The following is a 23324-nucleotide window of genomic DNA, read 5'->3' on the forward strand; positions in this document are numbered from 1 at the left end:
TCGGCTTATGTGGAGGTGCCTTCTCGCTTGTCAATAATAGTTGGAGTTATTCCACGTCTTGCTAATTCTATCGCGGCAGTTAAGCCGGTGGGGCCAGCACCAACAATTAATATCTTCAATTCATTAACTCCTGGCGTTTTAATTTGCATTTGAGTGTAAGGATGCATCTTGGTTAAGGGCTAGTAAATATAGTTTATTGGGGGTTGATGTGCTTGCTATCTCTGGGGGCTAACTTGATGATTTTAAAAAAAATATATTACCTGGCATCCAATCGACATACCTTCCTACAGCTTGGTGCAACAATAATAAATGGATCAAATTTAAATGTTGAGGGGGCGTTTCAGACTATTGTCATTTATTTAGAGTGCTGTAGAAAATAGCATTGTTTTTTTGTGGGTGCTATTGGTAGGGTGGGACTGCGAGTGAGCGATCTGAAGCTACAACTAAGAATGTAAAGAGTAGGTTCATGAACAAGCTAGTCGAATAAAATTTGGAGTATGGTGCCCCGAATATAAACTAGATGCTGCCCGCCTAGTAGTAGATCAAAGCTCTTCAATCCCTGAAGCGACCCGGTCGCTAAATGTTGGTACAACAGCTATCCGAGGTTGGGTGGAGCAACTAGAGGTAGAGTGTGGTCGAGAGACACCTACAAGTAAAGGGCTTATCACCGAGCAACAAAAAATCAAGGGGTGAGGAAAGTTTAGTGTGGTGACATTAGCTATATCTGGGCTGGTCAAAGCCGGTGTTATCTAGCTGCCGTTATAGATTTGCATGCTCGCCGTATCGTTGGGTGGGCCCTCTCAGGGGAAACAGATACAGCATTAACTATAATGGCACTGGAAATGGCCTGGAAGCAGCGAGGAAGGCCCGATGGAGTTATGTTCCAGTTGTATCAAGGCGAAACAAAATCACTACCTGATGACTTACTACAATTGGTAGGGTCCGTACCAACACAATGATGGAATACCGCCTGCGAAGTGGAAGAAAAACTTTTACTTACTGTCCGGAAATAGTAGACCACTACATAAGTGCTCTTTTAAGTCTGTCATCACTCTTTAGCACTACTCTATTTAGTCGCTGAGCTTGTGCCCCTAAATATTTCATGTGTTGTAATTTTTATTAAGGGCCCCCTCTATTACCAGTCTTGATTAAAAATCAACCAAGGTCTGATAGGTACTTCTTGTGACAACTTTAGAATTGACCCCATGCGACTCATGTCGCACACTTGCGCCAGATGTAGCGGAAATGCGATTAAAGTCACGAGAAGAAAATAAATGAGAGAAGCCAAACCCTCCCCCTCAGAGCTTACTTTGCTAAAGGCACTCTGGAAGCAGAGTCCACTAAGTGCAAGAGAATTGCATGAAGAGGTGAAATCAGAACTCTGCTGGTCCTATTCATCCACCAGGAAAACGTTGGATAGAATGCGGGATAAGTCTTTTGTGATTCAGTCTGAAGTACACGGCATTCAAGTCTATAAGGCAGCTCTTGAAAAGGTCGAAACACTTGCACAATATGCCACAGACTTCGCCTTACGGGTTCTTGAGCTGGATGGTCCGCTTCCTATAGCTATGTTTGCTAACAGTAAATTAATGAATGACCAAGACCTGGAAGAGCTACAGGAAATGTTGAATGCCTGGCCTGAAGCAGACTGAATCGGGGAGGCTGTGAGATTATATGCAGGAATTACTATCCTCGTTGTTATTCTTTACGCCCAATCTTTTTGTTACATCCATATTTTCCGTAATTTGGGCATGCTTCATTTATATCACTGTAAGAGCAATAACCTCTCTGGCCAGTTTTAAGTCTAGGCGTGTTACTAGCTGGCGTAGCTTTTGGGGGTGTGTTTTATGTGTGATTAGTCTGCCATTTTTTCTTGCGCAATTATTGGGTTTCTTTTCAACAGGCTTGGTGCCTGAATTTAGATATGATCTTACGCCTCCAGAGGCGGCTTTTAGTTATACAGTAATTGAAAGTGCCCAGCTGGAGGATAAAACACTAACTTTGAATTATATCGACATTCTAACGGGCTCCTGGATGATTTTGTATCTTGGTGGGGTATTACTAAGCCTGATAATGATGTTTAGAAGGCATAGTCGATTGGTTAAAATGCTGGATATTGCTAATGAGGTGGACCTCAAGCGACAAGTTGTCAATAATCTGCTAACCAGTAAACAGTCTGATTACCTGTCTAAAAAGAATGTAAAGCTAATTGTTACAAAGGCCCAGTGCTCACCTTTCGTTTTTGGTTTGCTTAACTTGAGGCTCGTTTTGCCTGGTTATCTAATATCGATGGATACCAAGGAAAGACAATTAATTATGGAGCACGAATTAACCCATATAAGAAGGCGAGACCCTTTGCTTATCATGGTTGCCCATGTTTTGGTGAGTTTTTTATGGTTCATTCCATTTGTTAGGTGGGCTAAAGAGCAAATGTTATGGGCTATTGAGCTATCCTGCGACCGAGAAGTATTAAAATCCTCCGAAATAGGAAGTGGAAGAGTATATGCCCAGGCAATGTTACGAACATTACAGCAGTGCTCTGGGCAAGACAGTTGTAAGGGTGTTGCTGCCTTTTCAGTATTTGAAGAGGCTAATCAGTTATCTTTTTTTAAAAAGAGAGTGGTGAATATCAGGGAGGCTGCTTGTGAAAGTTCTGAGCTTAATAGGTTGGCTTCAGGGATCTTTAGGGGAACACTTGTATTTTTTACCATATTTCTAATATTTTTTGGAGTTTTTGTAAGTTCTAGCTTTTCAATCGCTAGCTCTAAAAAAGAAACATGGACAGCCCCGGTTGAAGGTGCACGTATAAGCAGTCAATTTGGAGGTTTAGAGGAGTTCAGAAGGAAATCTCACCTTGGTACGGATTTTGCAGCTCCGCTGGGTTCGCCAATAGTTTCTGTTGCTAGTGGAATTGTTGTTGTTTCAACTGATCACTACAAACATAGAAATTACGGAAAGATAATTATTATTGATCATGGAGATAATACACAGACACTTTACTCGCATTTAGATTCTCGGGAGGTGAGGGTAGGTGAAAATGTGAAAGCCGGGCAAAAGATTGGAACAGTTGGTGTTACAGGGAAAGTAACAGGTCCTCATCTTCATTTTGAGTTGATTGAGCAAGGTGAAAGAGTTGATCCGGAACATTTGCTTGCATTGTGGTTTGGTTGAAATATGAAAAAGTATCTAGTTGGAAATGCTGATTCTGAAAGAATACCGTTTTCTTTTGGCAGTATTACTCTTAAATTGATTTATATTCTAATGATGGTGCTGCTATACCCAAAGGTACTGCAGGCAAAGTCTTTTGATCAGAAAGAGAGTGTCTTTAAGCTTAATGAAGATGTTCTGTCTATATTTTATTCGGCAAAAACGGATAGGTTCTATTTGAGGGTGGAAAATACTCAAATTGATGAGTCTGAAATGGGTGGTGTATCCCTTGTTACCAATAAATATGACCGAATAAAGTCCGTATCGCTTGCTAAAAATCAGGGTTTGTTATCCTTGCTTATTGAAAACTCCGTTGGTTATAAGGATGCATATAGAGTCATACAGCTTTTATCTGAGCACTTTGATGTCAATGCAATACCAGTGGGGAAGGTTTTTCAATTAACTTTTGATGAGCAATTACGGTTTCAAAGTGTTGGGGTGAAATTGGCATTTGCTGAGAGTCTAGAGATTAAGAAATCTAGTCAAAAACTCATCGTTATCAAGAAGAAAAACCCAACTACTTTGCAAAAACATTATGTGGAAGGTGAGATTACAGGTAGCTTATATAAGTCTGGTCTACAGCTTGGTTTGAATAATGCGATACTGACTAAGCTGAATGAAATTTTAAGTTACGAGATAGATTTTCAGCGTGAGATTCGTTCAGGTGATCGCTTTTCCATCTTTTATAGTACTTTGAGGGATGATATAGAGGGTGATGAAGTTTTCAATGCAATACATGTTGCTAAGATTTCTCTAGAAAGTGATTTCGTTTCCCTTTATCGCTATGAAGATCGTGAGTCAGGCGTTGTTGATTACTTGGACCCTAGTGGAAAAAGCTCAAGAAGCTTCCTTATGAAGACCCCATTAAAGAATGCACGTCTATCATCATATTACGGCAGACGCAAACATCCAGTATTGGGGTATACAAGAATGCATAATGGCCTTGACTTTGGTGCTCCATCAGGTACACCAATACTTGCCGCTGGAGATGGCACTATAGAAAGGGCCTCTTACTTTGGTAGCTTTGGAAATTATATTCGCATTGTCCACAAATCGGGTATTCAAACTATTTATGCGCACCTTAAAGGTTATGCCAAGGGTGTCAAGGCCGGTATGAAAGTGAAGCAAGGGCAGGTGATAGGTTATCTCGGGGCTACAGGTAGGGTTAAGGGGCGGCATTTACATTATGAAATTCATAAAAATGGTAAAGCAATAGATCCACTTAGATTGGATCTTCCTACTTCTGATCGTTTAACAGGAAAAAGTTTGGAGCGCTTTTATGAATTTGTTGAGGCGGTAGATGAAACCTTAAGGGTCTACAAGGCACTTAAAAGCTGAAAGATTATTTATTTGTTTGTTTGAGCTAGGGGCCCAGTATAAATGATAGAGCATTTTTCTATCTTACGTGGGTGGCAGAGCTTGAGCTTAGCTGTACTGCATGTTTGGTTCCGATAGTGATCGTTTATTAATAATGAGAGTAGGAAAGCAGAGACCTGAGATTTACCTTTGAGTGAGATAATTGTCTCGGTTGGATATAAAAATCTAAACTCCTTACTTGTTGCCAAGTAATTTTTTATTTTCGCTTCTATGCCGCGTGTCTCTCATATACCTGTGGTAATTGATGCTTTTATGATCTGATTGCTATTTGGGTAGGAAAAAGTTTTTAGAGTATAAAAGTAAACTCTGAGGAGTAGGGTGTGTATAAGTTAAAATATATTGTAGTCGTGTTATTCCTATGTTCCGTTCCTGCGCTGGCTGAAGAACTTGTTGTTCCCAAGCCTGGAGCTTTTGAGCTAGATAATTCTGAGGTTTTTACAATTCATTCAAAAATATTAGGGCGAAAATATGATTTATACATTAAAACGCCTGCTGGCTATTATGATGATTCTCAGAGTGATCAAACTTATCCCACCCTTTATCTAAATGATGGCCCTTATACTTTCAAAGTTGCTGCAGGTGTGACACATCTGAAAAGTATGAATAAGGCGATTGTAATCGGTATCTCTTTTGCGCAAGGGGAGCTGGGACAGTTTAGTCGAGTGCGGGATCTTACCCCGGTGGTTGATAAAAGTTGGAGGCGCTACAAGACCGGCGGTGCTCCAGAATATCTTAGGTTTATTGAGGGAGAGGTTATCCCGTTTGTAGAGAAAAATTATCGTACAAATCCTATAAAAAGAATCTTGGCTGGTCAGTCTTTAGGCGGGTCATTTGGAGCCTGGGTATTGTTGAATAAGCCGGATCTGTTTTCCAGTTATATTCTCACTAGCCCATCGCTTTGGTATAAAAATGAAATGATTTTTGATGTTGAGGAGGCGTATTCAAAAAGGAATAAGTCATTAAGTGCAAATATTTACCTTGCAACTGGTGCTCTGGAGACTCAAGAAAACGGGAGGATGAATCATGACATGGTGGGCGGTCACAAGGCCTTTGTTGGGCGTTTGCGTTCACGAAATTATCAGGGTATGTCTCTCAATGATGAGGTGGTAAGCGGGGCTGATCACTATTCAACCTTTCCAATTGGCTTGGCAAAAGGTTTAAGGTGGCTTTATCAGGATCAGTGGAAGATGCACTAATGCATCACGACATTGAATTCAGGTAAGCTCTTTGATCATCTGCTCAAAGTAAATAGGTGAAACCTAAGTAGTGGAGGGCACCTTGGTGTGTATATGAAGCTAGTCTTTTTATAGCATTTCGGTATACCAAATCTTAGGTGTACCTATGACTTCAGCCTCTTTTCGGGAGTCATGTAACTCGTTACTGTTCACGAATGCTTCAGCTTTCACCTTGGAGGTGAATTCATGAATCACGGTCACATTATTGGGGCTGCCTATTTCTTGATACACTGATGTATTTGTACTGCCCATTCGCTTTAAAATTGGCATGAAGTCTATAAGGACTCTCTGCCATTTATCAAAATCTTTCACTGAGGCCTGCATAAAGAGGTAAACCATTAGATATTCCTCAAGCAGTGGTTATTAGGGGGCGTCTGGACTAACTATAGCATCGAACACTTCTCTTCGATGTGGTCAGTTAGAGGCCCGGCAAAAGAGAACAGAACTTGCCTAACTCTTCGCCGGGTTATAGGTGCAGGTGCCTTGATAAAGAATTTATCTTATAGCCAGATATTAGTTCATCACACCAAGCTTACAGCCCTTGTTTTTAATCTTAACCCATTTACTCATAAAGTTAACTGGTGATGTGTAGGCTTCATAGATTACCGCTTGTCCCCAGGGAGTTACTGCACCTTGCATAGGTTTTGAATAGGAGAAGGCCCCCATTACCCAGGCACTCTTGGTAACGCAGTCTCCACTTGTGGGAAAGCTGGAGGTAAGAGTTGGGTTGTGGTTATAAACAAGATTGGTGGCGTTCAAGAGCTGTTGGGCTCTATTTACAACAGTTGCTACTTCGGTATTTGTAGCAGGGTGTACATAGATAGTGATGTCATTTGCTGAGCTTGGGTAGAACATAACATCATTTACAGTCCCATGGGTTTCACCAGTGGCAGAGTTTTGTGCCCAGGTTTGCCAGCTGCTGTCGCAGACTTCGTCCCAGCTCTGTAATCCGTTGGCGTCCACAACAAATGGTGATACATGTCCACCGCCTATGGTCTTCTTAAAATTACTAAATGACGTTAGGGTTTTACCTGCTTGTATCATAACACCTATACAACGCATATTGGCTTGAGGTACTCCCAGAGCGGTGCTCAGATCGGCGAGCATGTCATTGCAACTGGTAGCAGTAGTGCGACTCCGGACTTGATTGGGCATAGCGTATTCTCCTTCAATATAGGGGGTTGTTTCTATTGGGTTCTTTTTAAGGTGGTTTTTTAAGGCAAAACGAATTGATGTTGATTTAAATCCGTAGTTATTTTCAAAAGGAATGTTTAAGTGGCCACTTCTTTAGTATTACTTACAGTTAAGGTAAATTAAAAGAGAGTGGATTAAATAAAATCTTCAGGGAAAAGCCTTTTTTAATTTTTGCCTACAGTATTATTTAGTAAGTCTGTAGGCAGTAAAGACCTTCGATTGTTATTGGTTTGCTTGCTTGTGTTTAATAGCACTAAATGGCTTTATCGGCTCTTTTGAAAAGAGTTATTGCTTTCAGAGACATTTCTTTTAGCAGTTCGATAAAACGTGTTGCTGTCATATTTCTTTCAGGGGAAATGTAATATTGCCCAGGGCCTTGCTCAGTAATTCTTAGGCCGTTTGGAGGGGTTGTTCCGGCAGGGAAGCGACAGACCCATCCGATGAGCGTTGATTGATTAATGCTCTCTTGGTCGAAGATTCTTATTCCTTTTCCGTTTGCAATAACGATGCTGATATTATTTAGAAAGGTAGTATCCAGATTAGATATCAGCATATTGACATCCTCCTCTCTGGAATAACCAAATTTTGGTAAGGAATTGGAGTCAATATAGATTTCTCTGAGGGACATCTCTTTCTCCCTTTTAAAACCAATTTGGCCATTGGTCAATAGCTGTTGATAGTTGCTAATTCAGAAGCTTTTTATCTTCTCTGCTTTTTTGAAAGCAGAAGTGTTTTTTTTAATTTTTTTGCTTCATGACTTGAATCATAACTGTGGCTTGGTGTTTGGCGCAACAAGTACGATTGTTTAACTGTTATATTTTATAAAATTCGATAATTGGCGAGTGTAAAGTTCACACTAGTTCACATTTTGTCGCCTTTTGTAACTCCGGGGGAGTTCAACTCGCAAGTTAATCAAAAATTCCAGTTTATGAGGGTAATGGCTTTGATAGAGGCGTTGTTGGAGAAGGTTCTCTTGGGGTTGAGATTGGAGTTCTGGGTGGCGAAAAGGCTTAGTTTGTTATAACTCATTGTGCTGACATTTTGCGATGCTCGTTTTAAAACGAGATTTTACTGGTTGCTTAAAAATACGTTCTAGATAGGCTTGAAAAGCTTTAGAGTTAAATAATTAGTATTGGTTTTTTAGATTGTATCTGTTTCATCCCTTAGCGTGCGTCGTGCAGCCTTTAAAACATTAGAGCGAATAACTAATATGGATAAGAAGAAAACGCCGGAGAAAAAAAATCATCTAGCAGGCATTGACCGAAGAACTTTTACCAAGCGCGCCCTTCAAATGGGCTTGGCAGCAGGTGCTGTTGCTTCTGGGTTTGGCTCTGCATTTTCGGGTAGTTCAAATCAGTTTTATGATGTTTATGATTACGTAATTGTTGGTTCTGGTGCGGGAGGGGGTCCATTAGCGGCAAACCTGGCAAAGGCGGGCTTTTCGGTATTGGTGCTTGAGGCGGGGGCCAATGACCCTAGTGATGACACACATAATATTCCCGCTTGGCACCCTTTTGCGTCAGAAGACCGCAAGCTGAGCTGGGATTTCTTTATTAAGCATTACGCGGATTTTAATCAACAACAGCTGGATGATAAGTATATTCCAGGTAAAGGTGTTTTATATCCGCGGGCTAGTACTATAGGGGGCTGTACGACACACCATGCGCTGATTACTGTCTATCCCCACAACAATGACTTTGACCGTATTGCTCAAGCGACAGGAGATAGTTCTTGGGGCAGCAGCAATATGCGGCGATATTTTGAGCGGCTTGAGCGATGCCAATATGTTTCCCGTCCAATTTTTTCGAATCCCTCTCGCCATGGTTTTGATGGATGGCTTCCTACTAACAGAGGTAATCCGGCTTTGCTGTTGGAAGACCCGGCAATATTAAAAATCGTCAAGGCAGCATTGGCGAAATACGGACTGGAGGGAGCCCTTGAACAGATTATTTCTGGAAACCTACGCTTAGATATCAATCACTGGGATGTGGCCTCGGGAGAGGAGGGGCCTTTTATTGCCCCGATGGCTGCAGATAGCAGGAGTCGTCGCAAGAGCGTACGGGAGCACCTTTTGGATACCCAGAGTCGCTATCCAAACCTGTTACATATTCGCACCAATGCGCTGGCAACAAGGGTGATGTTTGAAGGTAAAACGGCTATTGGGGTGGAGTTTATGGAGGGGGCGAACCTCTATAAGGCTGACCCTTATCACGATGATGCCGGCTCCATTGGTACTATGCGGCAGGTGAGGGCGAGTAGGGAGGTGATTCTTTCGGGAGGGGCATTCAATAGTCCTCAGCTGCTGAAATTATCCGGAGTGGGTCCTAGCCAAGAGCTTTTTCAGCACGGAATTGATCAGATAGTTGACTTGCCGGGTGTAGGTGAAAACTTGCAGGATCGCTACGAAGTCGGCATTGTTAGTGAGATGACCGAGGATTTGGCCCTTCTCAAGGATTGTACCTGGGGCGAGCAGGGTGATCCCTGTCTGAATCGATATCGCTACGGTTGGCTGAATAAAGGCCCCTACAGTGGCAATGGTCCAGTACTGTCTTTGGTGAAGCGCTCCCACCCCGACCTACCAGATCCTGATTTGTTTATTTTTGGAGCGCCCTCTGATTTCCACGGTTATTACCCCGGTTATTCTCAGGCGCTAAGGGACTACAAAGATCGCTTCTCCTGGATCGTACTTAAAGGTCATACTAATAATACGGCTGGGCGGGTAACTTTGCGCTCTGCCAATCCGCAGGACACCCCAGAGATTAATTTTCACTATTTTGATGAGGGTAGTGGTGATTATGAAAAAGACTTACAGGCGGTAGTCGAGGGTGTAAAAATATCCCGGGATATTATGTCGGCCCCTATCGTTGGCCAGCAGGTAGCCAGGGAGTTATTGCCCGGTGGAGATGTGCAGACCGATGAGCAAATCGGTCAGTTTGTTAAAAATCAGGCATGGGGTCACCACGCTTCCTGTTCCAATAAAATGGGGCCAGCCAGTGATCCAATGGCAGTAGTGGATAGTAAATTTCGGGTACATGGCACCAATAATTTACGAGTGGTGGATGCTTCGGTATTTCCACGTATTCCGGGCTTCTTTATCGTGGTGCCGGTGTATATGATTAGTGAAAAAGCTAGCGATGATATTATTGCGGCGGCAACGGGCCAGATTGCCTGATAGGGCCTGCTAAACCCAGGTTGAAAAAGAAAAAGCCCCGCAGAGCGGGGCTTTTTAATTAGAACGAGATGTTCTTTGGTGTGCGCGGGAAGGGGATAACATCGCGGATGTTACCCATGCCAGTTACGTAAGACACGATGCGATCGAAGCCCAGACCAAAGCCTGCGTGAGGCACTGTGCCGTAGCGGCGCAGGTCGCGATACCAGTCGAGGTGATCTTTGGGGATGTTCATTTCATCCATGCGTTCGTCGAGCTTCTCAAGGCGTTCTTCACGCTGGGCACCGCCGATAATTTCACCGATACCCGGTGCCAGTACATCCATGGCGGCTACAGTTTTACCGTCATCGTTCATACGCATATAGAAGGCTTTGATATCCTTCGGATAGTTCAGAACAATCACTGGCTTCTTGAAGTGTTTCTCAGCCAGGTAGCGTTCGTGCTCAGAGGCCAAGTCTATGCCCCAAGAGACGGGGAATTCGAACTTCTCTTTACAGTTTTCCAGGATTTCGATGGCATCGGAGTAGTTGATGCGAGCGAAATCATTCTCGATGATGTTCTCCAGGCGGCTGATGGCCTCTTTATCGATGCGCTGGGCGAAGAAGGCCATATCGTCGGCACGTTCTTCCAGTACGGCTTTGAAGATGTACTTCAGCATTTGCTCAGATAGATCAGCGATATCGGCCAGATCGGCAAAAGCCACTTCCGGCTCTACCATCCAGAACTCGGCTAGGTGGCGAGTGGTGTTGGAGTTCTCCGCACGGAAGGTGGGGCCAAAGGTGTAAACCTTGGATAGGGCCAGACAGTAGCTCTCAACATTCAGCTGGCCAGATACGGTAAGGAAGCTCTCCTCGCCAAAAAAGTCCTTACTGTAATCGATAGCGCCCTGCTCGTTGCGTGGCAGGTTTTCCATATCCAGAGTGCTAACCCGGAACATTTCTCCGGCGCCCTCACAGTCAGAGGCGGTGAGAATGGGCGTGTGTACGTAGTTAAAGCCGTTCTCGTGGTAGAAGCGATGAATCGCCTGAGCGATACAGTTGCGAACTCGAGCCACCGCGCCGCTGACATTAGTACGGACGCGTAGATGCGCGTGTTCGCGTAGGTGCTCCATGGTGTGGCGTTTGGGGGACATTGGGTAGGTGTCCGGGTCTTCTACCCAGCCGACCACTTGAACTTCAGAAGCTAACAACTCGATCGATTGGCCCTTGCCTTCTGAAGGCTTGACGGTTCCAACAATATCCACTGCACAGCCGGTGGTCAGGCGCTGCACTTCAGACTGGTAATTGTGCAGATGATTCTCGGCAATGACCTGAATAGGGTCAAAGCAACTGCCGTCGTGTACTGCCAGGAAAGAAAGACCGGCTTTGGAGTCGCGACGGGTTCTGATCCAGCCCTGTACGCGAACTTCTTCGCCCTCACGGCCGGTGGATTTTAATAGGCTATCTACGGATTCGACTTTTACTGTCATTTTCTATCGGTTTCTCGCTAGTCCTGAAGGTGGTGTTCTGCCGGCTTGCCTAAAAGCTGACCACGCCACCAAGGTGAAGTTACGGCGGGCATATTGACCTGTTGCTGAGGGGAAATCCAGTCCCTTGGCAATTTGAAAGCTTGCCGGGATAGGGGCCTATTTGGGTGGCGCCATTGAAAAGCATCAGGATTGCGTGGGTAAAGAAAGCGCTTGGCGGCTTGCGGAAAGAGGGAGTGGGGCTTGGATTCGATACCTGCCCCAAAATCGCACGGGCCTAGCCGCGCGGCTTCTTCACCGTGTGCAGTACTGTGTCTCGCTCAAAGAAGACATAGAAGTCGTTGTATTCCCAGCGGGTGATAGCGGGCTCGCCGACGGGGCCCATAATACTGAGGGGCTCACCAAGGCGCGTGCTGATATCGTTTTTCTTCATGCCGCGAGCTTCACCAAAGGACAGCTCTGCGCCCTGGGAGCCTACAGGAATCTCCAGGGTTTTTGCCTGGGCGCCAAATGCCAAAAGAAGTGCCACGGTACCAGCGATCTGGGCCACTCCGTTGCGATTTCTGCTGAACATTTATTGTTCTCCGATTTAGGTGTTCGAATACGCCGGGCCATTAAAACAGAAAAAATGCCAAAACACTTGGACTTCTTCACGTTTTTATACCGAAGAAGGCGCCTTGCAGGGGAAAAAGGTCCGGGGAAGGAGGGTATGTGTGTGCTAGGCTGACCATTGGGCTTAGTCCTGTGGGCGGGCATGGATGCGACTCTCAAAAACCTTCTCAGTTCTGGGGCTATTGCTTGGCGCTATTCTCTTTGCTCTCTCTCTTACGCCCTCTCTGATTCCACGCACTGCCCTCATGCAAGGTGTTCTCGCCGGAACCTCCTTCACTTTTGGCTATGTGATCGGCTTGTTTATGCACTGGCTGTGGAATTACTTTGAGCTTCCCGACATTCCTCTCAGTCCTGGGGTGCGCAGAGTGCTTAAACGCTTAGCGCTGGTTGCCTGCATATGCCTGATCATTATTTTTCTTTGGCAGGGGGCGCACTGGCAGAACTCGGTGCGGGCCTTGATGGGTATGCAGCCGGTTACCGGGATCGGGCCCTTTACCGTGGGGTCCGTGGCCCTGCTGGTCTTTCTCACATTCTGGGTGATGGGTAAAGGGTTTCGCCGAGTCATTCATGCTGTTACCAAGTATCTATCCGTGCATATTCCTGAAAGGGTGGCTTTGCTCATTGGGCTGCTGGTGGCAGTGGCACTTTACTGGGGCATTCTAAATGGGGTGCTCCTGAAGGTAGGAGTGCATATTGTCTCGGTCATTTGGGAAAAACATGATCAGGCAATTGCAGAAGGGCTGAAGGCACCTGAGGACCCCGACAAGGTTGGCGGTGCGGACTCTCTATTAACTTGGAAAAGTGTCGGGCATCAGGGGCGTCGCTTTTTAACCCTTGGCCCCTCTGTGGAGGATATCCGTGAGGTTGCCGGGTTAGGTAAAGAGCCGATAAGGGTCTTTGTAGGCTTGCGGGCTGCAGAAACGCCATTGCAAAGAGCCTTCCTGGCACTTGCTGAACTAAAGCGCCTCAATGCATTCGATAGAGAGATATTGCTAATTGCGACACCCACTGGCGAAGGCTGGTTAGATCCTGGGGCTATAAACTCCCTGGAATTTCTTTATCGAGGGGATGTGGCTACCGTCGCTACCCAATACTCCTTTTTGCCAAGCCCGATTGCATTATTAACAGATAATCAATATGGGCTGGATTCCGCCAGGGCTTTGTTTAAGGTGATCTACGAATACTGGGAGGAACTGCCAGTTGAAACTCGCCCAAGGCTGTACCTCTTTGGCTTGAGTCTCGGTGCTCAGTTATCAGAAGCCTCCTTTGATTTTTATGACATTATTGATGATCCTATCGATGGCGTACTCTGGGCAGGGCCGCCATTTGGCACAGGCATCTGGCGCATCATCACGGATAGTCGCGACCCCGGAACCCCAGCCTGGCTACCGCAGTTTAAGGGGGGAGAGGTTGTTCGTTTTGGTAATCAATATGGCGGTTATTTAGGGCAGGAACCCTGGGGAAGCTTTCGAATCGCCTTTTTGCAGCACGCCAGTGATCCAATAGTCTTTTTTGATCTGCGTTGGATGTTTCAAATGCCGGATTGGTTGGAGCGCCCACGAGGGCCGGATGTCTCTCCAGACCTCTACTGGTTTCCCATAGTGACCATGCTGCAACTACTGGCAGACCTAAACTTGGGGATTGCGCCACTGGGGTTCGGACACCGCTATGCACCTGAAGGGTATGTCCTCGCCTGGATGGCGTTAACCGAGCCGCCCGACTGGAGTGACGAGGAGTTAAAGCGTCTACGGGAAAAGCTCAGAACTTATCCAGTGCGTTGAGTGCGGTCTGCCGTAAGAAGGTACTCTTTCAAGATCAAAAACATTTCTGGCTGTTTATTGGGTTACATGGGGCTGTTCGGTGAGAAGTTGGCACAAGCCATTTTGATCTGGGGCTCAAGCTTATCGGCGGCATGAATGCAAAAATTAACCGCTTTCTCAATTTCAGGTTTACTGTTGGGCGCGATATTCTTCGCTCTGAGCCTCACTCCTTCTTTGATTCCTCGCAATGCCTATGTGCAGGGTATTCTTTCCGGTTTTTCATTCACCGTTGGATATTCACTGTCTGTGCTGGTCCGCTATGTTTGGAAGTATTTGGTGGTTCCCGATATCCCGCTAGACCATCGGCAGCGACAAATACTGAGGGGGCTGATAATTATTTTGGGTGTCAGCCTTATTTTAGTTTTTCTTAGGCAGGGGACGGAGTGGCAGAATTCAGTGCGCTCATTGATGGGCATGCCGGCAATTTCTGGCGTCGCCCCAATTACGATTGGTGTTGTTGCGCTCTGCGTATTCCTGCTCTTTAGATGGGCAGGCAAAGGCTTTCTCAGGGTGGTTTTGCGCGTATCTGCCCGTTTAGAAAAGACCATCCCTCCAAGGGTGGCAGCCCTTACTGGGCTGCTTGTCGCGTTGCTACTTTATTGGAGTGTGTTGAATGGAGTGTTGTTGCAGTCGGGCCTCTATGCAGTCTCACTTATCTATGAAAAGCTGGATCTGATTGTTGTTGCGAACTTGCCGCCTCCGCAAGATCCCAGCAAGTCAGGTGGAGCGAACTCGCTACTTGCCTGGGATAGGTTGGGACATGAGGGGCGCCGATTTTTGTCTCTTGGGCCATCTGCGGAGGATATTCGGGAGGTTGCAGGGGAGGGCATGGACCCCATTCGAGTTTATGTGGGAGTGCACTCAGCAGACACGCCACAGCAGCGTGCACTATTGGCACTTGAAGAGTTGAAGCGCGTAAAGGCGTTTGAGCGAGAAATTTTGCTGATTGCAACCCCGGTTGGGGATGGCTGGATCGACCCAGGGGCAGTGAATTCTCTTGAATTTCTGTACCGAGGAGATGTAGCTACAGTGGCCGTACAGTACTCGTATTTACCGGGCCCCATCGTATTGTTTACAGATGCTCAGTCGATCAGAACATCCGCTCGCATACTGTTCAAGGTGATTTACGATTACTGGGAGGAGCTACCGGTAAACACTCGCCCCAGACTTTATCTATACGGGCTAAGTTTAGGAGCCAAGCTCTCTGAAGACTCCTTTCAGTTCTACGATGTGATTGATAGCCCCATTAATGGTGCTCTTTGGGCTGGCCCTCCGTTTAGTATGCGGTCCTGGAGAATGATTACCGATAATCGTGATCCCGGCACTCCCGCTTGGCTCCCCCAGTTTAAAGGGGGAGAGGTGGTGCGCTTTGGAAATCAGTACGGTGGTTATTTGGGGCAGAAGCCCTGGGGTAGATTCCGTATCGCCTTCCTGCAGCATGCGAGTGATCCGATTGTCTTTTTTGACTTTCGCTGGGCGTTTCGCAGACCTGACTGGCTGGAGCGCCCCAGAGGGCCCGATGTGTCTCCGGACCTTCGCTGGTTCCCTGTTGTCACTATGTTGCAGCTGTTAGCGGACTTTAATGTAGGGGTCACACCACGGGATTTCGGACACCGCTATTCGGCAGCAGGATACACGCTCGCCTGGATTGCCCTGACCGAGCCTCCGGATTGGAGCGAGGCAGAGCTGCAGCGCCTGCGGGCTAAGCTAAAAATTTTTCCCAAGCGCTGAAGTTGTCTAAATCCTTGGATTTCTTGACTATTTTCCGTTTAAATCGGCTCTATGTTAAAACCTGTCCCCCTTTTTATTGGCCTGAGATATGTGGCTGCCCGCCGCAGGCAGCAGTTCATTTCCTTTATTAATGGCTTCTCCCTGATTGGCATGGCGTTGGGCGTTCTTGCCTTGATCGTCGTGACTTCTGTGATGAACGGCTTCGATCGTGAGTTGAAAACGCGAATATTGAGCGTGGTTCCCCACGGTTTTATCGAGCGCGAAGGCGGCTTGCAAGAGTGGCAGGGCGTGGCTCAGAAGCTTGAACAGCAGCCCCATGTGGAGGCGGTGAGTCCCTTTGTAAAAGGGTTTGCCCTGTTGAGCGCCTACGGCGATAGCCACGGGGTCGAGTTCCAAGGTGTAGATCCCAAGGCCCTACGCGATGTCTCTGAAGTGGGCGAACACATGGTGATGGGCAGCCTGGATGAGTTACAGCCCCGCAGTTACCAAATAGTGCTCGGCCGTATTCTCGCCCAGCAGCTCAATGTGCTGCCCGGCGAGTCTGTCACTCTGACCCTGCCCGAGGTGGCAGTAACTCCCGCTGGTATCTTCCCACGCACCAAACGCTTTACCGTCGCCGGAGTTTTCTCGGTAGGCGCTCAGGTGGACCAAAATGTGGCATTGATGAATGTAGAGGATGCAGCCCGATTAATGCGCATGTCCGGCAGGGTGCAGGGATTACAGCTGCGTTTTGACGATATGGATAATGCTCTGGGTAGGGTTGAGCCCTACGCCGCGGCCCTCGGAGAGGGTTTTAGTGGTGAGGATTGGAGCCATTCCCAGGGAAGCCTGTTTCAGGCGGTGAAGATGGAGAAGACGGTGGTCACTTTAATGTTGATGATCATCGTAGCCGTAGCGGCTTTTAATATTGTCTCGGCCCTGGTGCTGATGGTGGCGGACAAGCGCTCCGATATCGCCGTGCTCAGAACCCTTGGGCTCACTTCACGCCAAATAATGGCAGTGTTCGTTGTCCAGGGCAGTGCGATCGGGCTGATAGGCGCATTTGCTGGCGCCTTACTGGGTATCCTAATCGCGCTCAATCTCACCGAGATGGTGAGCTGGATGGAAAACCTTTTGGGCGCCAAGATTTTTGATCCGCGGGTATTTTTCGTGAGCTATTTGCCATCGGAGTTTCGTGTTGGCGATGCAGTGGTAGTCTTATCCGCCGCTATCTGTATGAGTTTATTAGCGACACTGCTGCCCGCATGGCGGGCGGCCCAAATCGAGCCAGCGGAAGCTTTGCGTTACGAATAATTGTCATATAAATCATATAGATACGATCAACATCTAAAGTGATTTCTCAGAATTTGGAAGCGGCAAATATTGATGAATAGTCGAGTGGAAATAGACACTGAGAAGGCGAGGCCGGCAACGGCTCCCGGTGATGCTGTCCTGGCCTGCCGCCAGCTGCGCAAGAGCTATCGCCAGGGCGGCAGAGATCTTGAGGTTCTGCGTGGTGTGGAGTTGCAAGTAGAGCGGGGTGAGAAGCTTGCCATCGTGGGGGCCTCGGGCTCCGGCAAATCCACCTTGCTCAACTTACTCGGCGGGTTGGATACGCCGAGTAGTGGAGAGGTTTGGGTGGCCGGTCAGAACCTGGCGACACTCAATGCCAATGAGCGCGGCTGGTTGCGTAATAGCAGTCTCGGTTTTGTCTACCAGTTTCACCACCTGCTCAATGAATTCAGTGCCTTGGAAAATGTGGCAATGCCACTGCTGATCGGTAAGCACAGCGTGACCAATGCACGGACCGAGGCCAAATCCATGCTGGAAGCGGTAGGCCTGGGTGAGAGGGTTGATCATAAGCCTTCGCAGCTCTCCGGGGGAGAACGCCAGCGTGTAGCGATTGCGAGGGCGCTGGTGACTCGCCCTGCCTGTGTGCTGATGGATGAGCCCACCGGCAACCTGGATAGAACCACGGCAGGGGAGATTCACAAATTGATGGACCGACTCAATCAGGAGATGGGTATCAGCTTTGTGATTGTCACCCATGACCCGGACCTTGCCGCAGCCCTGGATCGCTGCTTGCACCTAGTGGATGGCGAGCTTCTCAGTGATTGGCACCAAGGTGATCATGTTTAAGCCACTCCCAGCCTTTATCGGCCTGCGCTATGCCGGGGCCCAGCGCCGCAGCGATGACTCCGTAGGCCTTGTGTCATTTATTTCCGGCCTGTCGATGATTGGTCTGATTCTCGGCGTTGCCTTGATGATCGTGGTGATGTCGGTAATGAATGGCTTCGATCGCGAGCTGCGTGAGCGTATTCTTGGCATCATGCCCCACGCGACTATCTATAACGCCACTGTGGCGGTGGATTGGCCTGCTCTGCGCGATCAGCTGGCGGCGGATGCTGAGGTGGAGTCCGCGGCGGAAGTTTGGCAGGTGAACGCACTGGCTCGTCGTGGCAGTGAGGTTACACCACTGTTGGTGCAGGGCGTAAATCCGGACACCATCGTCAATGTATCGAATATTAATGATTTCCTCAGCCCCAATGCTTTCTCAGCCATGCTTGATGATTCCGAGCCGGGAGTAATTCTCGGGCGCGGAATCGCAGAAAAACTGGGAGTGGAGCAGGGCGATTACCTGTCTTTGATAGTGCCCAATAACGATGCTGCCTCGGGTAGCCGCCGCGCCGCTCGTGTGGCCGGTTTCAAGGTGGCGGAGGTCTTTCATTCTGGGACAGTTCTGGATCAATCGTTGGCCCTGGTTTCCTGGGAGCAGGCCCAGGGCCTGGCTGGCCAAAAGGGTGGCGCCGGCATCCAGTTACGTGTGAACGAAATGCTGGAAGCCAACTGGATTATGCGGCGACTTTTGAAAGACCTGCCTCGCGATGGCTATTACGGTACTGATTGGAGTCGCACCCACGGTAATCTCTACCAAGCGATCCAGATGTCCCGCAATCTGGTGGGGTTGCTGGTGCTGCTGATCATTGCCATTGCCGCTTTTAATGTGGTCTCGACTTTGGTGATGGTGGTAATCGACAAGCACTCGGATATCGCCATTCTGCGCACAATGGGCGCTAGCACACGGCAGATTCTCCTCACCTTTGTCAGTCAGGGGGCGTTAGTGGGATTAGTTGGCGCGCTCGTTGGCGGTGTATTGGGGGTCCTGGCTTCACTGGCGGTCACCGACCTGGTGGCGGGCCTTGAATCCACATTAGGCATTCAGTTCCTTAAGTCCGATGTGTATCCGGTGGATTATCTGCCATCAGAACTATCTTGGGCAGATGTGGCTTTGGTAGTTGGTGCGGGCTTCCTGCTCAGTCTGCTGGCCACGCTCTATCCTGCGTTCCAGGCCAGTCGTGTGCAGCCTGCCGCGGCGCTGCGTAACGAATAGGCGGTTTTGATTGGTGCCGAGCAAGGCTTTCCATGTTTTGCGCAAACTGCTGCCGCTACCGGCGGCACTTACTGCCTGGGTCCTCGTTCTTGTGGCGAGCCTTAAATTTGAAAGCTGGCGGGTAATGACCTTCTGCCCGGATGGTATGCGCGAAGGATCTGTGTGCTATGCCGCAGGTTGGCAGGTCTTACCTCTATGGTTGATCTGCCTGGGCGCTATGATCTCTGCCTTGGTGGTGGTTTGGGTGGTGGCCTTAACCGCCGCAGGAAGTCGGGTTAAGGCTGCATCCATATCTTTTTTGCTAGGGACTTTTGTAGCCCTGGCATTGGGGGCTGTCACCGATCATGCCCTGCCAGCATTGCTGGCCATAGCAGCAGGCGCTGCGGCTTTGGGTTGGGTCGACAAGTGCTTTGGAAGTGAGGCTAGCTGCTGACCGCTGAGCGGCGCTCAATACGTAGCTTCCAGCGTTTTACTACATGCCAGCGCCACAGGGCGCGCATAGAAAAATAGGCGATAGTGGCAAAGAAAACCCCCGCCAGCACTGAGCCAAAAAACAGCGGCATCCAGATTTTCCCTACTTCTTCCGTCAACCACTCCCAAGAGAGCTCGATATCAAAGTCCACCGGGGGCGTGCCCAGAATCCATGCGCCCAGTTTATAGGTGCTGTAGAAGATTGCCGGCATAGTCACCGGATTGCTGATCCATACCAGAATAATCGATAGCGGAAGATTGCAGCGCAGCCATAGAGCGAGCAGTGCGGCAATAATCATCTGCCCTGGCAATGGCAGGAAGCTGGTGAACACGCCAACGGCAAAGGCGACTGAAACTGAGTGTCGGTTCAGGTGAAATAGGTTGGGATCGTGGAGAAGAGTCCCCAGAAACTTGAGCCCATTCTTGGCTCGGATTTCTTCGGGGCTTGGCAGCCATCGCCTGATAATACTCTTCGGCATAACTCTATCTGAAACCTGGGTGCTGGCAGCCTTGTTAATGAGTGCTGTACCGGGGTTTGGAAAATTCGTTCGTCGGGATTTTTTCCCTACCCCAGATAAGCATAGAGCGCCCAGGGTGGTAGGGCATGCCGTATCTGGCGCGGGCGCTATTATGCCCACTTAGTGATGGCAAAACTACTACCGTGAAAGAAGTCATTTTACGCCATTAATTGTCAACAATTAGTCATGTGGATTCGAGTTGACGCCCAGGTCGCACTCATTTATGGTCTGCAATCCCAAAGAATTGTCGACAATGTTAAAGTCATATGGGTGTCACTGGAGCCAACAGCCCCTTGCGGGAGCCACATCAGAGCCTGGCTGAGCGCCTGTTTTTGACCTTGCGCGGTGAAATTGTGGAAGGTCGCATACCTGCAGGCAGCAAGATTAGTGAGCCGGAATTGGCCCGCCGCTTCAATGCCAGTCGCGGCAGTTTGCGTGAAGCCTTGATGCGTTTGGAGTCTCTGGGTTTGCTGGAGCGCCGGGTAAACATAGGTGCCCGTGTGGTGGAGCTGAGTGAGCGTGGTCTGCTGGAACTCTACGAAGTGCGCGAAGCTTTGGAGGGCATGGCCTGCCGCCTTGCCGCCGAGCAGCGCAGCGAGGAAGACCTGTTGGAACTGCGCCAGATGTTGTCGCGCCACGAACAGCAGGAAGAGCTGCAAGCCGGTAAGGCGTATTTTCAGCCGGAGGGAGACTTCGACTTCCATTTCCGTATTGTGCAGGCCTCGAAGAATGATCTGCTGATCGACACCCTGTGCAACCGTCTTTATTACCGTGTTCGTATGTATCGCTACCAGCTGGGCATGGCCAGCCCCAGGGCACAGCGCGCTTTTCGCGAACACAGCCACATTATCGAAGCCATAGAAGCGGGGGATGGTGAATTGGCGGAGCTGTTGATGCGCCGACATATCCGTGCTTCCAGGCAGAATATTGAAAATAAACTGAGGTAGAGCATGAGCCAAAAGCCTTCCGCCGGCGCGCGTTTCCGCAGCGCCCTTGCCGAGAACCAACCGCTTCAAGTGGTTGGCACCATAAACGCCTATTCCGCCATTATGGCCGAGCGTATTGGCCACAAGGCGATTTACCTTTCCGGTGCTGGTGTTGCCAATGCTTCCTACGGCCTGCCGGATCTGGGTATGACCAGCCTAGACAATGTGCTAGAGGATGTGCGCCGTATTACTGCAGCCAGTGAGCTGCCGTTGCTGGTGGATATTGATACCGGCTGGGGTGGCGCTTTCAACATCGCCCGTACTGTCAAAGAAATGATTCGCGCCGGTGCCGCAGCGGTGCATATCGAAGATCAGGTGGCACAGAAGCGCTGTGGCCACCGCCCGAATAAAGAGATTGTTTCCAAGCAGGAGATGGTGGATCGCATCAAAGCTGCCGTGGATGCACGCACCGATGATGACTTCTTTATCATGGCCCGCACTGATGCCTTCGCCCAAGAAGGTTTGGATGCCGCTGTTGAACGCGCTCAGGCCTGTATCGAAGCTGGTGCAGACGGTATTTTTGCGGAAGCTGTCACCAAGTTGGAGCACTATCGCGCATTTAAAGACGCGCTGAACGTGCCGATTCTGGCGAATATCACCGAATTTGGTAAAACCGAGCTCTATAACGCCAAAGAGTTGGGCGAAGCCGGTGCAGATATCGTACTGTATCCGCTGTCGGCGTTCCGAGCTATGAACCGTGCGGCGGAGAATGTGTATACCAGCATTCTGCAAAATGGTGACCAGAAAGCGGTAGTGGATACCATGCAGACCCGCGAGGAGCTTTACGACTACCTCAATTATCACGTATTCGAGCAGAAGCTCGATGAGCTGTTCAAGAAGTAATTCACTTTATAAACCGTGTGAGATGCCGGGTTAGGTTGCTTGCATGGCGGTTTTCGGACGAACACAGAAACTGTGCCTACAAAGGGGAGATAAGGAAGATGGCAGAAAAAGCATTGAGTGGCGCCGGCTTGCGTGGCCAGGTTGCGGGTAAAACTGCGTTGTCCACGGTAGGTAAATCCGGCTCCGGCCTCACTTACCGCGGTTACGATATCAAAGACCTGGCCCAACACTGCGAGTTTGAAGAAGTTGCCTACCTGATTTTCTACGGGGAGCTGCCCACCAGCGACCAGTTGGCGGAATACAAGGCCTTGTTAAAAGGTATGCGCGGTTTGCCGCAAGCACTGAAAGAAGTGCTGGAGCGTATTCCCGCCGATGCCCATCCGATGGATGTAATGCGTACTGGATGCTCCATGCTGGGCAACCTGGAAGGGGAAGAGTCCTTCGCGCAGCAGCTGGAAAAAGCCAACCGCTTACTGGCTGCTTTTCCCTCCATCATTTGCTACTGGTATCGTTTCACCCACGACAACGTGCGCATTGAAACGGATACCGACGATGACAGCATCGGCGGCCACTTCCTGCATATGCTGCGCGGTGAGAAACCCAATGCCCTGCATGAGCAGGTGATGAATGTTTCCCTGATCCTCTACGCAGAGCACGAGTTTAATGCGTCCACTTTCACTGCGCGTGTTTGTGCCTCTACTCTGTCTGATCTGTTTAGCTGTATTACTGGAGCGATCGGCACTCTGCGTGGCCCGCTGCATGGCGGCGCCAACGAGGCGGCAATGGAAATGATCGAGCGTTTTGCCAACCCGGATGAAGCAGAGAAAGAGCTGCTGGGTATGCTGGAGCGCAAAGAGAAAATCATGGGCTTCGGCCATGCGATTTATCGCGAATCCGATCCGCGCAACGAGATCATCAAAGCCTGGTCTGAAAAGCTGTCTGAAGATGTGGGCGATAAGGTCTTGTACCCGGTTTCCGTACGCTGCGAAGAAGTCATGTGGCGCGAGAAAAAGTTGTTCTGTAATGCCGACTTTTTCCATGCATCCGCTTATCACTTTATGGGAATTCCCACCAAATTGTTCACGCCGATTTTTGTAATGTCGCGTGTTACTGGCTGGGCTGCCCACGTATTTGAACAGCGTGCAGACAACCGCATTATTCGCCCGAGCGCTGAATATGTAGGTGTCGAACCGCGCGAAGTACCGCCTATCGCCGAGCGCGGTTAATTTTCATTTCACTATTGAAATGAGGCACACCCAGTGTGCCGGCTTCAGGTTGCCTTTTTGGGTGATCTGGAGCCTCTCTCAGAAGAGATACGATTTTAAA

21 protein-coding genes and 2 pseudogenes are annotated in these 23324 nt (G+C 48.7%); 16 read left to right on the forward strand and 7 right to left on the reverse strand.

The annotated features are described in order from the left end of the window. Positions 1 to 5 precede the first annotated feature (5 nt). Positions 6 to 167 carry an FAD-dependent oxidoreductase gene (locus tag ACJJIJ_RS06565; RefSeq protein WP_444938998.1) on the reverse strand — a complete coding sequence of 54 codons (162 nt, stop codon included), beginning with the start codon at positions 165 to 167 and terminating at the stop codon, positions 6 to 8. Between the two features lie 316 nt (positions 168 to 483). Between ACJJIJ_RS06565 and ACJJIJ_RS06570 the strand changes: the two are divergent. The 6 genes and pseudogenes from ACJJIJ_RS06570 to ACJJIJ_RS06595 form a co-directional block, all read left to right on the forward strand. Beyond that, positions 484 to 687 (forward strand): annotated as a pseudogene (locus ACJJIJ_RS06570) (transposase); the annotation flags it as partial. A gap of 17 nt (positions 688 to 704) precedes the next feature. Further along, positions 705 to 899 (forward strand): annotated as a pseudogene (locus tag ACJJIJ_RS06575) (DDE-type integrase/transposase/recombinase); the annotation flags it as partial. Between the two features lie 375 nt (positions 900 to 1274). Continuing rightward, on the forward strand, positions 1275 to 1652 hold the full coding sequence (locus tag ACJJIJ_RS06580; RefSeq protein ID WP_444938999.1) for a BlaI/MecI/CopY family transcriptional regulator: 378 nt from the start codon (positions 1275 to 1277) through the stop codon (positions 1650 to 1652). Between the two features lie 22 nt (positions 1653 to 1674). Beyond that, entirely contained in the window at positions 1675 to 3171 is a 1497-nt protein-coding gene (locus ACJJIJ_RS06585; RefSeq protein WP_444939000.1) for a peptidoglycan DD-metalloendopeptidase family protein, read from the forward strand. A 3-nt stretch (positions 3172 to 3174) separates the two neighbouring features. Beyond that, positions 3175 to 4545, forward strand: a complete 1371-nt coding sequence (locus ACJJIJ_RS06590; protein ID WP_444939001.1) for a M23 family metallopeptidase — start codon at positions 3175 to 3177, stop codon at positions 4543 to 4545. A 359-nt stretch (positions 4546 to 4904) separates the two neighbouring features. Beyond that, positions 4905 to 5780 carry an alpha/beta hydrolase gene (locus ACJJIJ_RS06595; RefSeq protein ID WP_252085763.1) on the forward strand — a complete coding sequence of 292 codons (876 nt, stop codon included), beginning with the start codon at positions 4905 to 4907 and terminating at the stop codon, positions 5778 to 5780. Between the two features lie 108 nt (positions 5781 to 5888). Here ACJJIJ_RS06595 and ACJJIJ_RS06600 read toward each other — a convergent pair whose 3' ends face one another. The 3 genes from ACJJIJ_RS06600 to ACJJIJ_RS06610 all read right to left on the reverse strand — a co-directional run bounded on the left by ACJJIJ_RS06600 (position 5889) and on the right by ACJJIJ_RS06610 (position 7641). After that, entirely contained in the window at positions 5889 to 6158 is a 270-nt protein-coding gene (locus ACJJIJ_RS06600; RefSeq protein ID WP_252085764.1) for a hypothetical protein, read from the reverse strand. 174 nt (positions 6159 to 6332) lie between these two features. After that, positions 6333 to 6974 (reverse strand): hypothetical protein, encoded by a 642-nt coding sequence (locus tag ACJJIJ_RS06605; protein WP_252085765.1) that lies wholly within the window; start codon positions 6972 to 6974, stop codon positions 6333 to 6335. A 292-nt stretch (positions 6975 to 7266) separates the two neighbouring features. After that, positions 7267 to 7641: a hypothetical protein gene (locus tag ACJJIJ_RS06610; protein ID WP_252085766.1), complete on the reverse strand. Its 375-nt coding sequence runs from the start codon at positions 7639 to 7641 to the stop codon at positions 7267 to 7269. A 582-nt stretch (positions 7642 to 8223) separates the two neighbouring features. On the opposite strand from ACJJIJ_RS06610, the gene ACJJIJ_RS06615 reads away from it, so the two are divergent. After that, positions 8224 to 10185: a GMC family oxidoreductase gene (locus tag ACJJIJ_RS06615; RefSeq protein WP_252085767.1), complete on the forward strand. Its 1962-nt coding sequence runs from the start codon at positions 8224 to 8226 to the stop codon at positions 10183 to 10185. A 58-nt stretch (positions 10186 to 10243) separates the two neighbouring features. Here ACJJIJ_RS06615 and asnS read toward each other — a convergent pair whose 3' ends face one another. Together asnS and ACJJIJ_RS06625 are read right to left on the reverse strand one after the other, a co-directional pair. Then, positions 10244 to 11650: an asparagine--tRNA ligase gene (gene asnS / locus ACJJIJ_RS06620; RefSeq protein ID WP_252085768.1), complete on the reverse strand. Its 1407-nt coding sequence runs from the start codon at positions 11648 to 11650 to the stop codon at positions 10244 to 10246. A gap of 274 nt (positions 11651 to 11924) precedes the next feature. Then, positions 11925 to 12221 carry a hypothetical protein gene (locus tag ACJJIJ_RS06625; protein WP_252085769.1) on the reverse strand — a complete coding sequence of 99 codons (297 nt, stop codon included), beginning with the start codon at positions 12219 to 12221 and terminating at the stop codon, positions 11925 to 11927. A 184-nt stretch (positions 12222 to 12405) separates the two neighbouring features. Between ACJJIJ_RS06625 and ACJJIJ_RS06630 the strand changes: the two genes are divergently transcribed. The 6 genes from ACJJIJ_RS06630 (at position 12406) to ACJJIJ_RS06655 (ending at position 19613) form a co-directional block, all read left to right on the forward strand. Then, a complete protein-coding gene (locus tag ACJJIJ_RS06630) occupies positions 12406 to 14040 on the forward strand; it encodes an alpha/beta hydrolase (protein ID WP_444939002.1) in 1635 nt (544 codons plus the stop codon). 135 nt (positions 14041 to 14175) lie between these two features. Then, positions 14176 to 15810 (forward strand): alpha/beta hydrolase, encoded by a 1635-nt coding sequence (locus tag ACJJIJ_RS06635; protein WP_444939003.1) that lies wholly within the window; start codon positions 14176 to 14178, stop codon positions 15808 to 15810. Positions 15811 to 15861: 51 nt separating this feature from the next. Then, positions 15862 to 17103 (forward strand): lipoprotein-releasing ABC transporter permease subunit, encoded by a 1242-nt coding sequence (locus tag ACJJIJ_RS06640; RefSeq protein ID WP_444939004.1) that lies wholly within the window; start codon positions 15862 to 15864, stop codon positions 17101 to 17103. A gap of 72 nt (positions 17104 to 17175) precedes the next feature. Further along, the gene (gene lolD, locus ACJJIJ_RS06645) at positions 17176 to 17928 is read left to right on the forward strand and encodes a lipoprotein-releasing ABC transporter ATP-binding protein LolD (RefSeq protein ID WP_444939005.1); all 753 of its coding nucleotides are present in this window, start codon (positions 17176 to 17178) and stop codon (positions 17926 to 17928) included. After that, complete coding sequence (locus ACJJIJ_RS06650) at positions 17921 to 19180, forward strand: lipoprotein-releasing ABC transporter permease subunit (RefSeq protein ID WP_444939006.1); 1260 nt, start codon at positions 17921 to 17923, stop codon at positions 19178 to 19180. Before lolD ends, ACJJIJ_RS06650 begins: the two co-directional genes overlap by 8 nt. Before the next feature lie 10 nt (positions 19181 to 19190). Continuing rightward, the gene (locus ACJJIJ_RS06655) at positions 19191 to 19613 is read left to right on the forward strand and encodes a hypothetical protein (RefSeq protein WP_252085775.1); all 423 of its coding nucleotides are present in this window, start codon (positions 19191 to 19193) and stop codon (positions 19611 to 19613) included. Here ACJJIJ_RS06655 and ACJJIJ_RS06660 read toward each other — a convergent pair. Beyond that, positions 19603 to 20130, reverse strand: a complete 528-nt coding sequence (locus tag ACJJIJ_RS06660; RefSeq protein ID WP_252085776.1) for a DUF2062 domain-containing protein — start codon at positions 20128 to 20130, stop codon at positions 19603 to 19605. The two genes, ACJJIJ_RS06655 and ACJJIJ_RS06660, sit on opposite strands and share 11 nt — an antisense overlap. A 305-nt stretch (positions 20131 to 20435) precedes the next feature. On the opposite strand from ACJJIJ_RS06660, the gene ACJJIJ_RS06665 reads away from it, so the two are divergent. The 3 genes from ACJJIJ_RS06665 to prpC all read left to right on the forward strand — a co-directional run bounded on the left by ACJJIJ_RS06665 (position 20436) and on the right by prpC (position 23224). Next, positions 20436 to 21116 (forward strand): GntR family transcriptional regulator, encoded by a 681-nt coding sequence (locus tag ACJJIJ_RS06665; RefSeq protein ID WP_444890418.1) that lies wholly within the window; start codon positions 20436 to 20438, stop codon positions 21114 to 21116. A gap of 3 nt (positions 21117 to 21119) precedes the next feature. Continuing rightward, complete coding sequence (gene prpB, locus ACJJIJ_RS06670) at positions 21120 to 21998, forward strand: methylisocitrate lyase (protein WP_252085778.1); 879 nt, start codon at positions 21120 to 21122, stop codon at positions 21996 to 21998. A 98-nt stretch (positions 21999 to 22096) separates the two neighbouring features. Then, the gene (gene prpC / locus ACJJIJ_RS06675; protein ID WP_444885078.1) at positions 22097 to 23224 is read left to right on the forward strand and encodes a bifunctional 2-methylcitrate synthase/citrate synthase; all 1128 of its coding nucleotides are present in this window, start codon (positions 22097 to 22099) and stop codon (positions 23222 to 23224) included. Positions 23225 to 23324 lie beyond the last annotated feature (100 nt).

This window comes from Microbulbifer mixtoriginis (SeqCode) (assembly GCF_052467945.1).

What these genes read in the sequence shown, in the direction of transcription:
- prpC (WP_444885078.1), top strand. Translation starts at nt 22,097, where the DNA reads ATGGCAGAAAAAGCATTGAGTGGCGCCGGCTTGCGTGGCCAGGTTGCG.
- ACJJIJ_RS06585 (WP_444939000.1), top strand. Translation starts at nt 1,675, where the DNA reads ATGCAGGAATTACTATCCTCGTTGTTATTCTTTACGCCCAATCTTTTT.
- ACJJIJ_RS06580 (WP_444938999.1), top strand. Translation starts at nt 1,275, where the DNA reads ATGAGAGAAGCCAAACCCTCCCCCTCAGAGCTTACTTTGCTAAAGGCA.
- prpB (WP_252085778.1), top strand. Translation starts at nt 21,120, where the DNA reads ATGAGCCAAAAGCCTTCCGCCGGCGCGCGTTTCCGCAGCGCCCTTGCC.
- ACJJIJ_RS06590 (WP_444939001.1), top strand. Translation starts at nt 3,175, where the DNA reads ATGAAAAAGTATCTAGTTGGAAATGCTGATTCTGAAAGAATACCGTTT.
- ACJJIJ_RS06605 (WP_252085765.1), bottom strand. Translation starts at nt 6,974, where the DNA reads ATGCCCAATCAAGTCCGGAGTCGCACTACTGCTACCAGTTGCAATGAC.
- ACJJIJ_RS06650 (WP_444939006.1), top strand. Translation starts at nt 17,921, where the DNA reads ATGTTTAAGCCACTCCCAGCCTTTATCGGCCTGCGCTATGCCGGGGCC.
- ACJJIJ_RS06665 (WP_444890418.1), top strand. Translation starts at nt 20,436, where the DNA reads ATGGGTGTCACTGGAGCCAACAGCCCCTTGCGGGAGCCACATCAGAGC.
- ACJJIJ_RS06565 (WP_444938998.1), bottom strand. Translation starts at nt 167, where the DNA reads ATGCATCCTTACACTCAAATGCAAATTAAAACGCCAGGAGTTAATGAA.
- asnS (WP_252085768.1), bottom strand. Translation starts at nt 11,650, where the DNA reads ATGACAGTAAAAGTCGAATCCGTAGATAGCCTATTAAAATCCACCGGC.
- ACJJIJ_RS06615 (WP_252085767.1), top strand. Translation starts at nt 8,224, where the DNA reads ATGGATAAGAAGAAAACGCCGGAGAAAAAAAATCATCTAGCAGGCATT.
- ACJJIJ_RS06640 (WP_444939004.1), top strand. Translation starts at nt 15,862, where the DNA reads ATGTTAAAACCTGTCCCCCTTTTTATTGGCCTGAGATATGTGGCTGCC.
- ACJJIJ_RS06635 (WP_444939003.1), top strand. Translation starts at nt 14,176, where the DNA reads ATGCAAAAATTAACCGCTTTCTCAATTTCAGGTTTACTGTTGGGCGCG.
- ACJJIJ_RS06625 (WP_252085769.1), bottom strand. Translation starts at nt 12,221, where the DNA reads ATGTTCAGCAGAAATCGCAACGGAGTGGCCCAGATCGCTGGTACCGTG.
- ACJJIJ_RS06600 (WP_252085764.1), bottom strand. Translation starts at nt 6,158, where the DNA reads ATGGTTTACCTCTTTATGCAGGCCTCAGTGAAAGATTTTGATAAATGG.
- lolD (WP_444939005.1), top strand. Translation starts at nt 17,176, where the DNA reads ATGAATAGTCGAGTGGAAATAGACACTGAGAAGGCGAGGCCGGCAACG.
- ACJJIJ_RS06610 (WP_252085766.1), bottom strand. Translation starts at nt 7,641, where the DNA reads ATGTCCCTCAGAGAAATCTATATTGACTCCAATTCCTTACCAAAATTT.
- ACJJIJ_RS06660 (WP_252085776.1), bottom strand. Translation starts at nt 20,130, where the DNA reads ATGCCGAAGAGTATTATCAGGCGATGGCTGCCAAGCCCCGAAGAAATC.
- ACJJIJ_RS06630 (WP_444939002.1), top strand. Translation starts at nt 12,406, where the DNA reads ATGCGACTCTCAAAAACCTTCTCAGTTCTGGGGCTATTGCTTGGCGCT.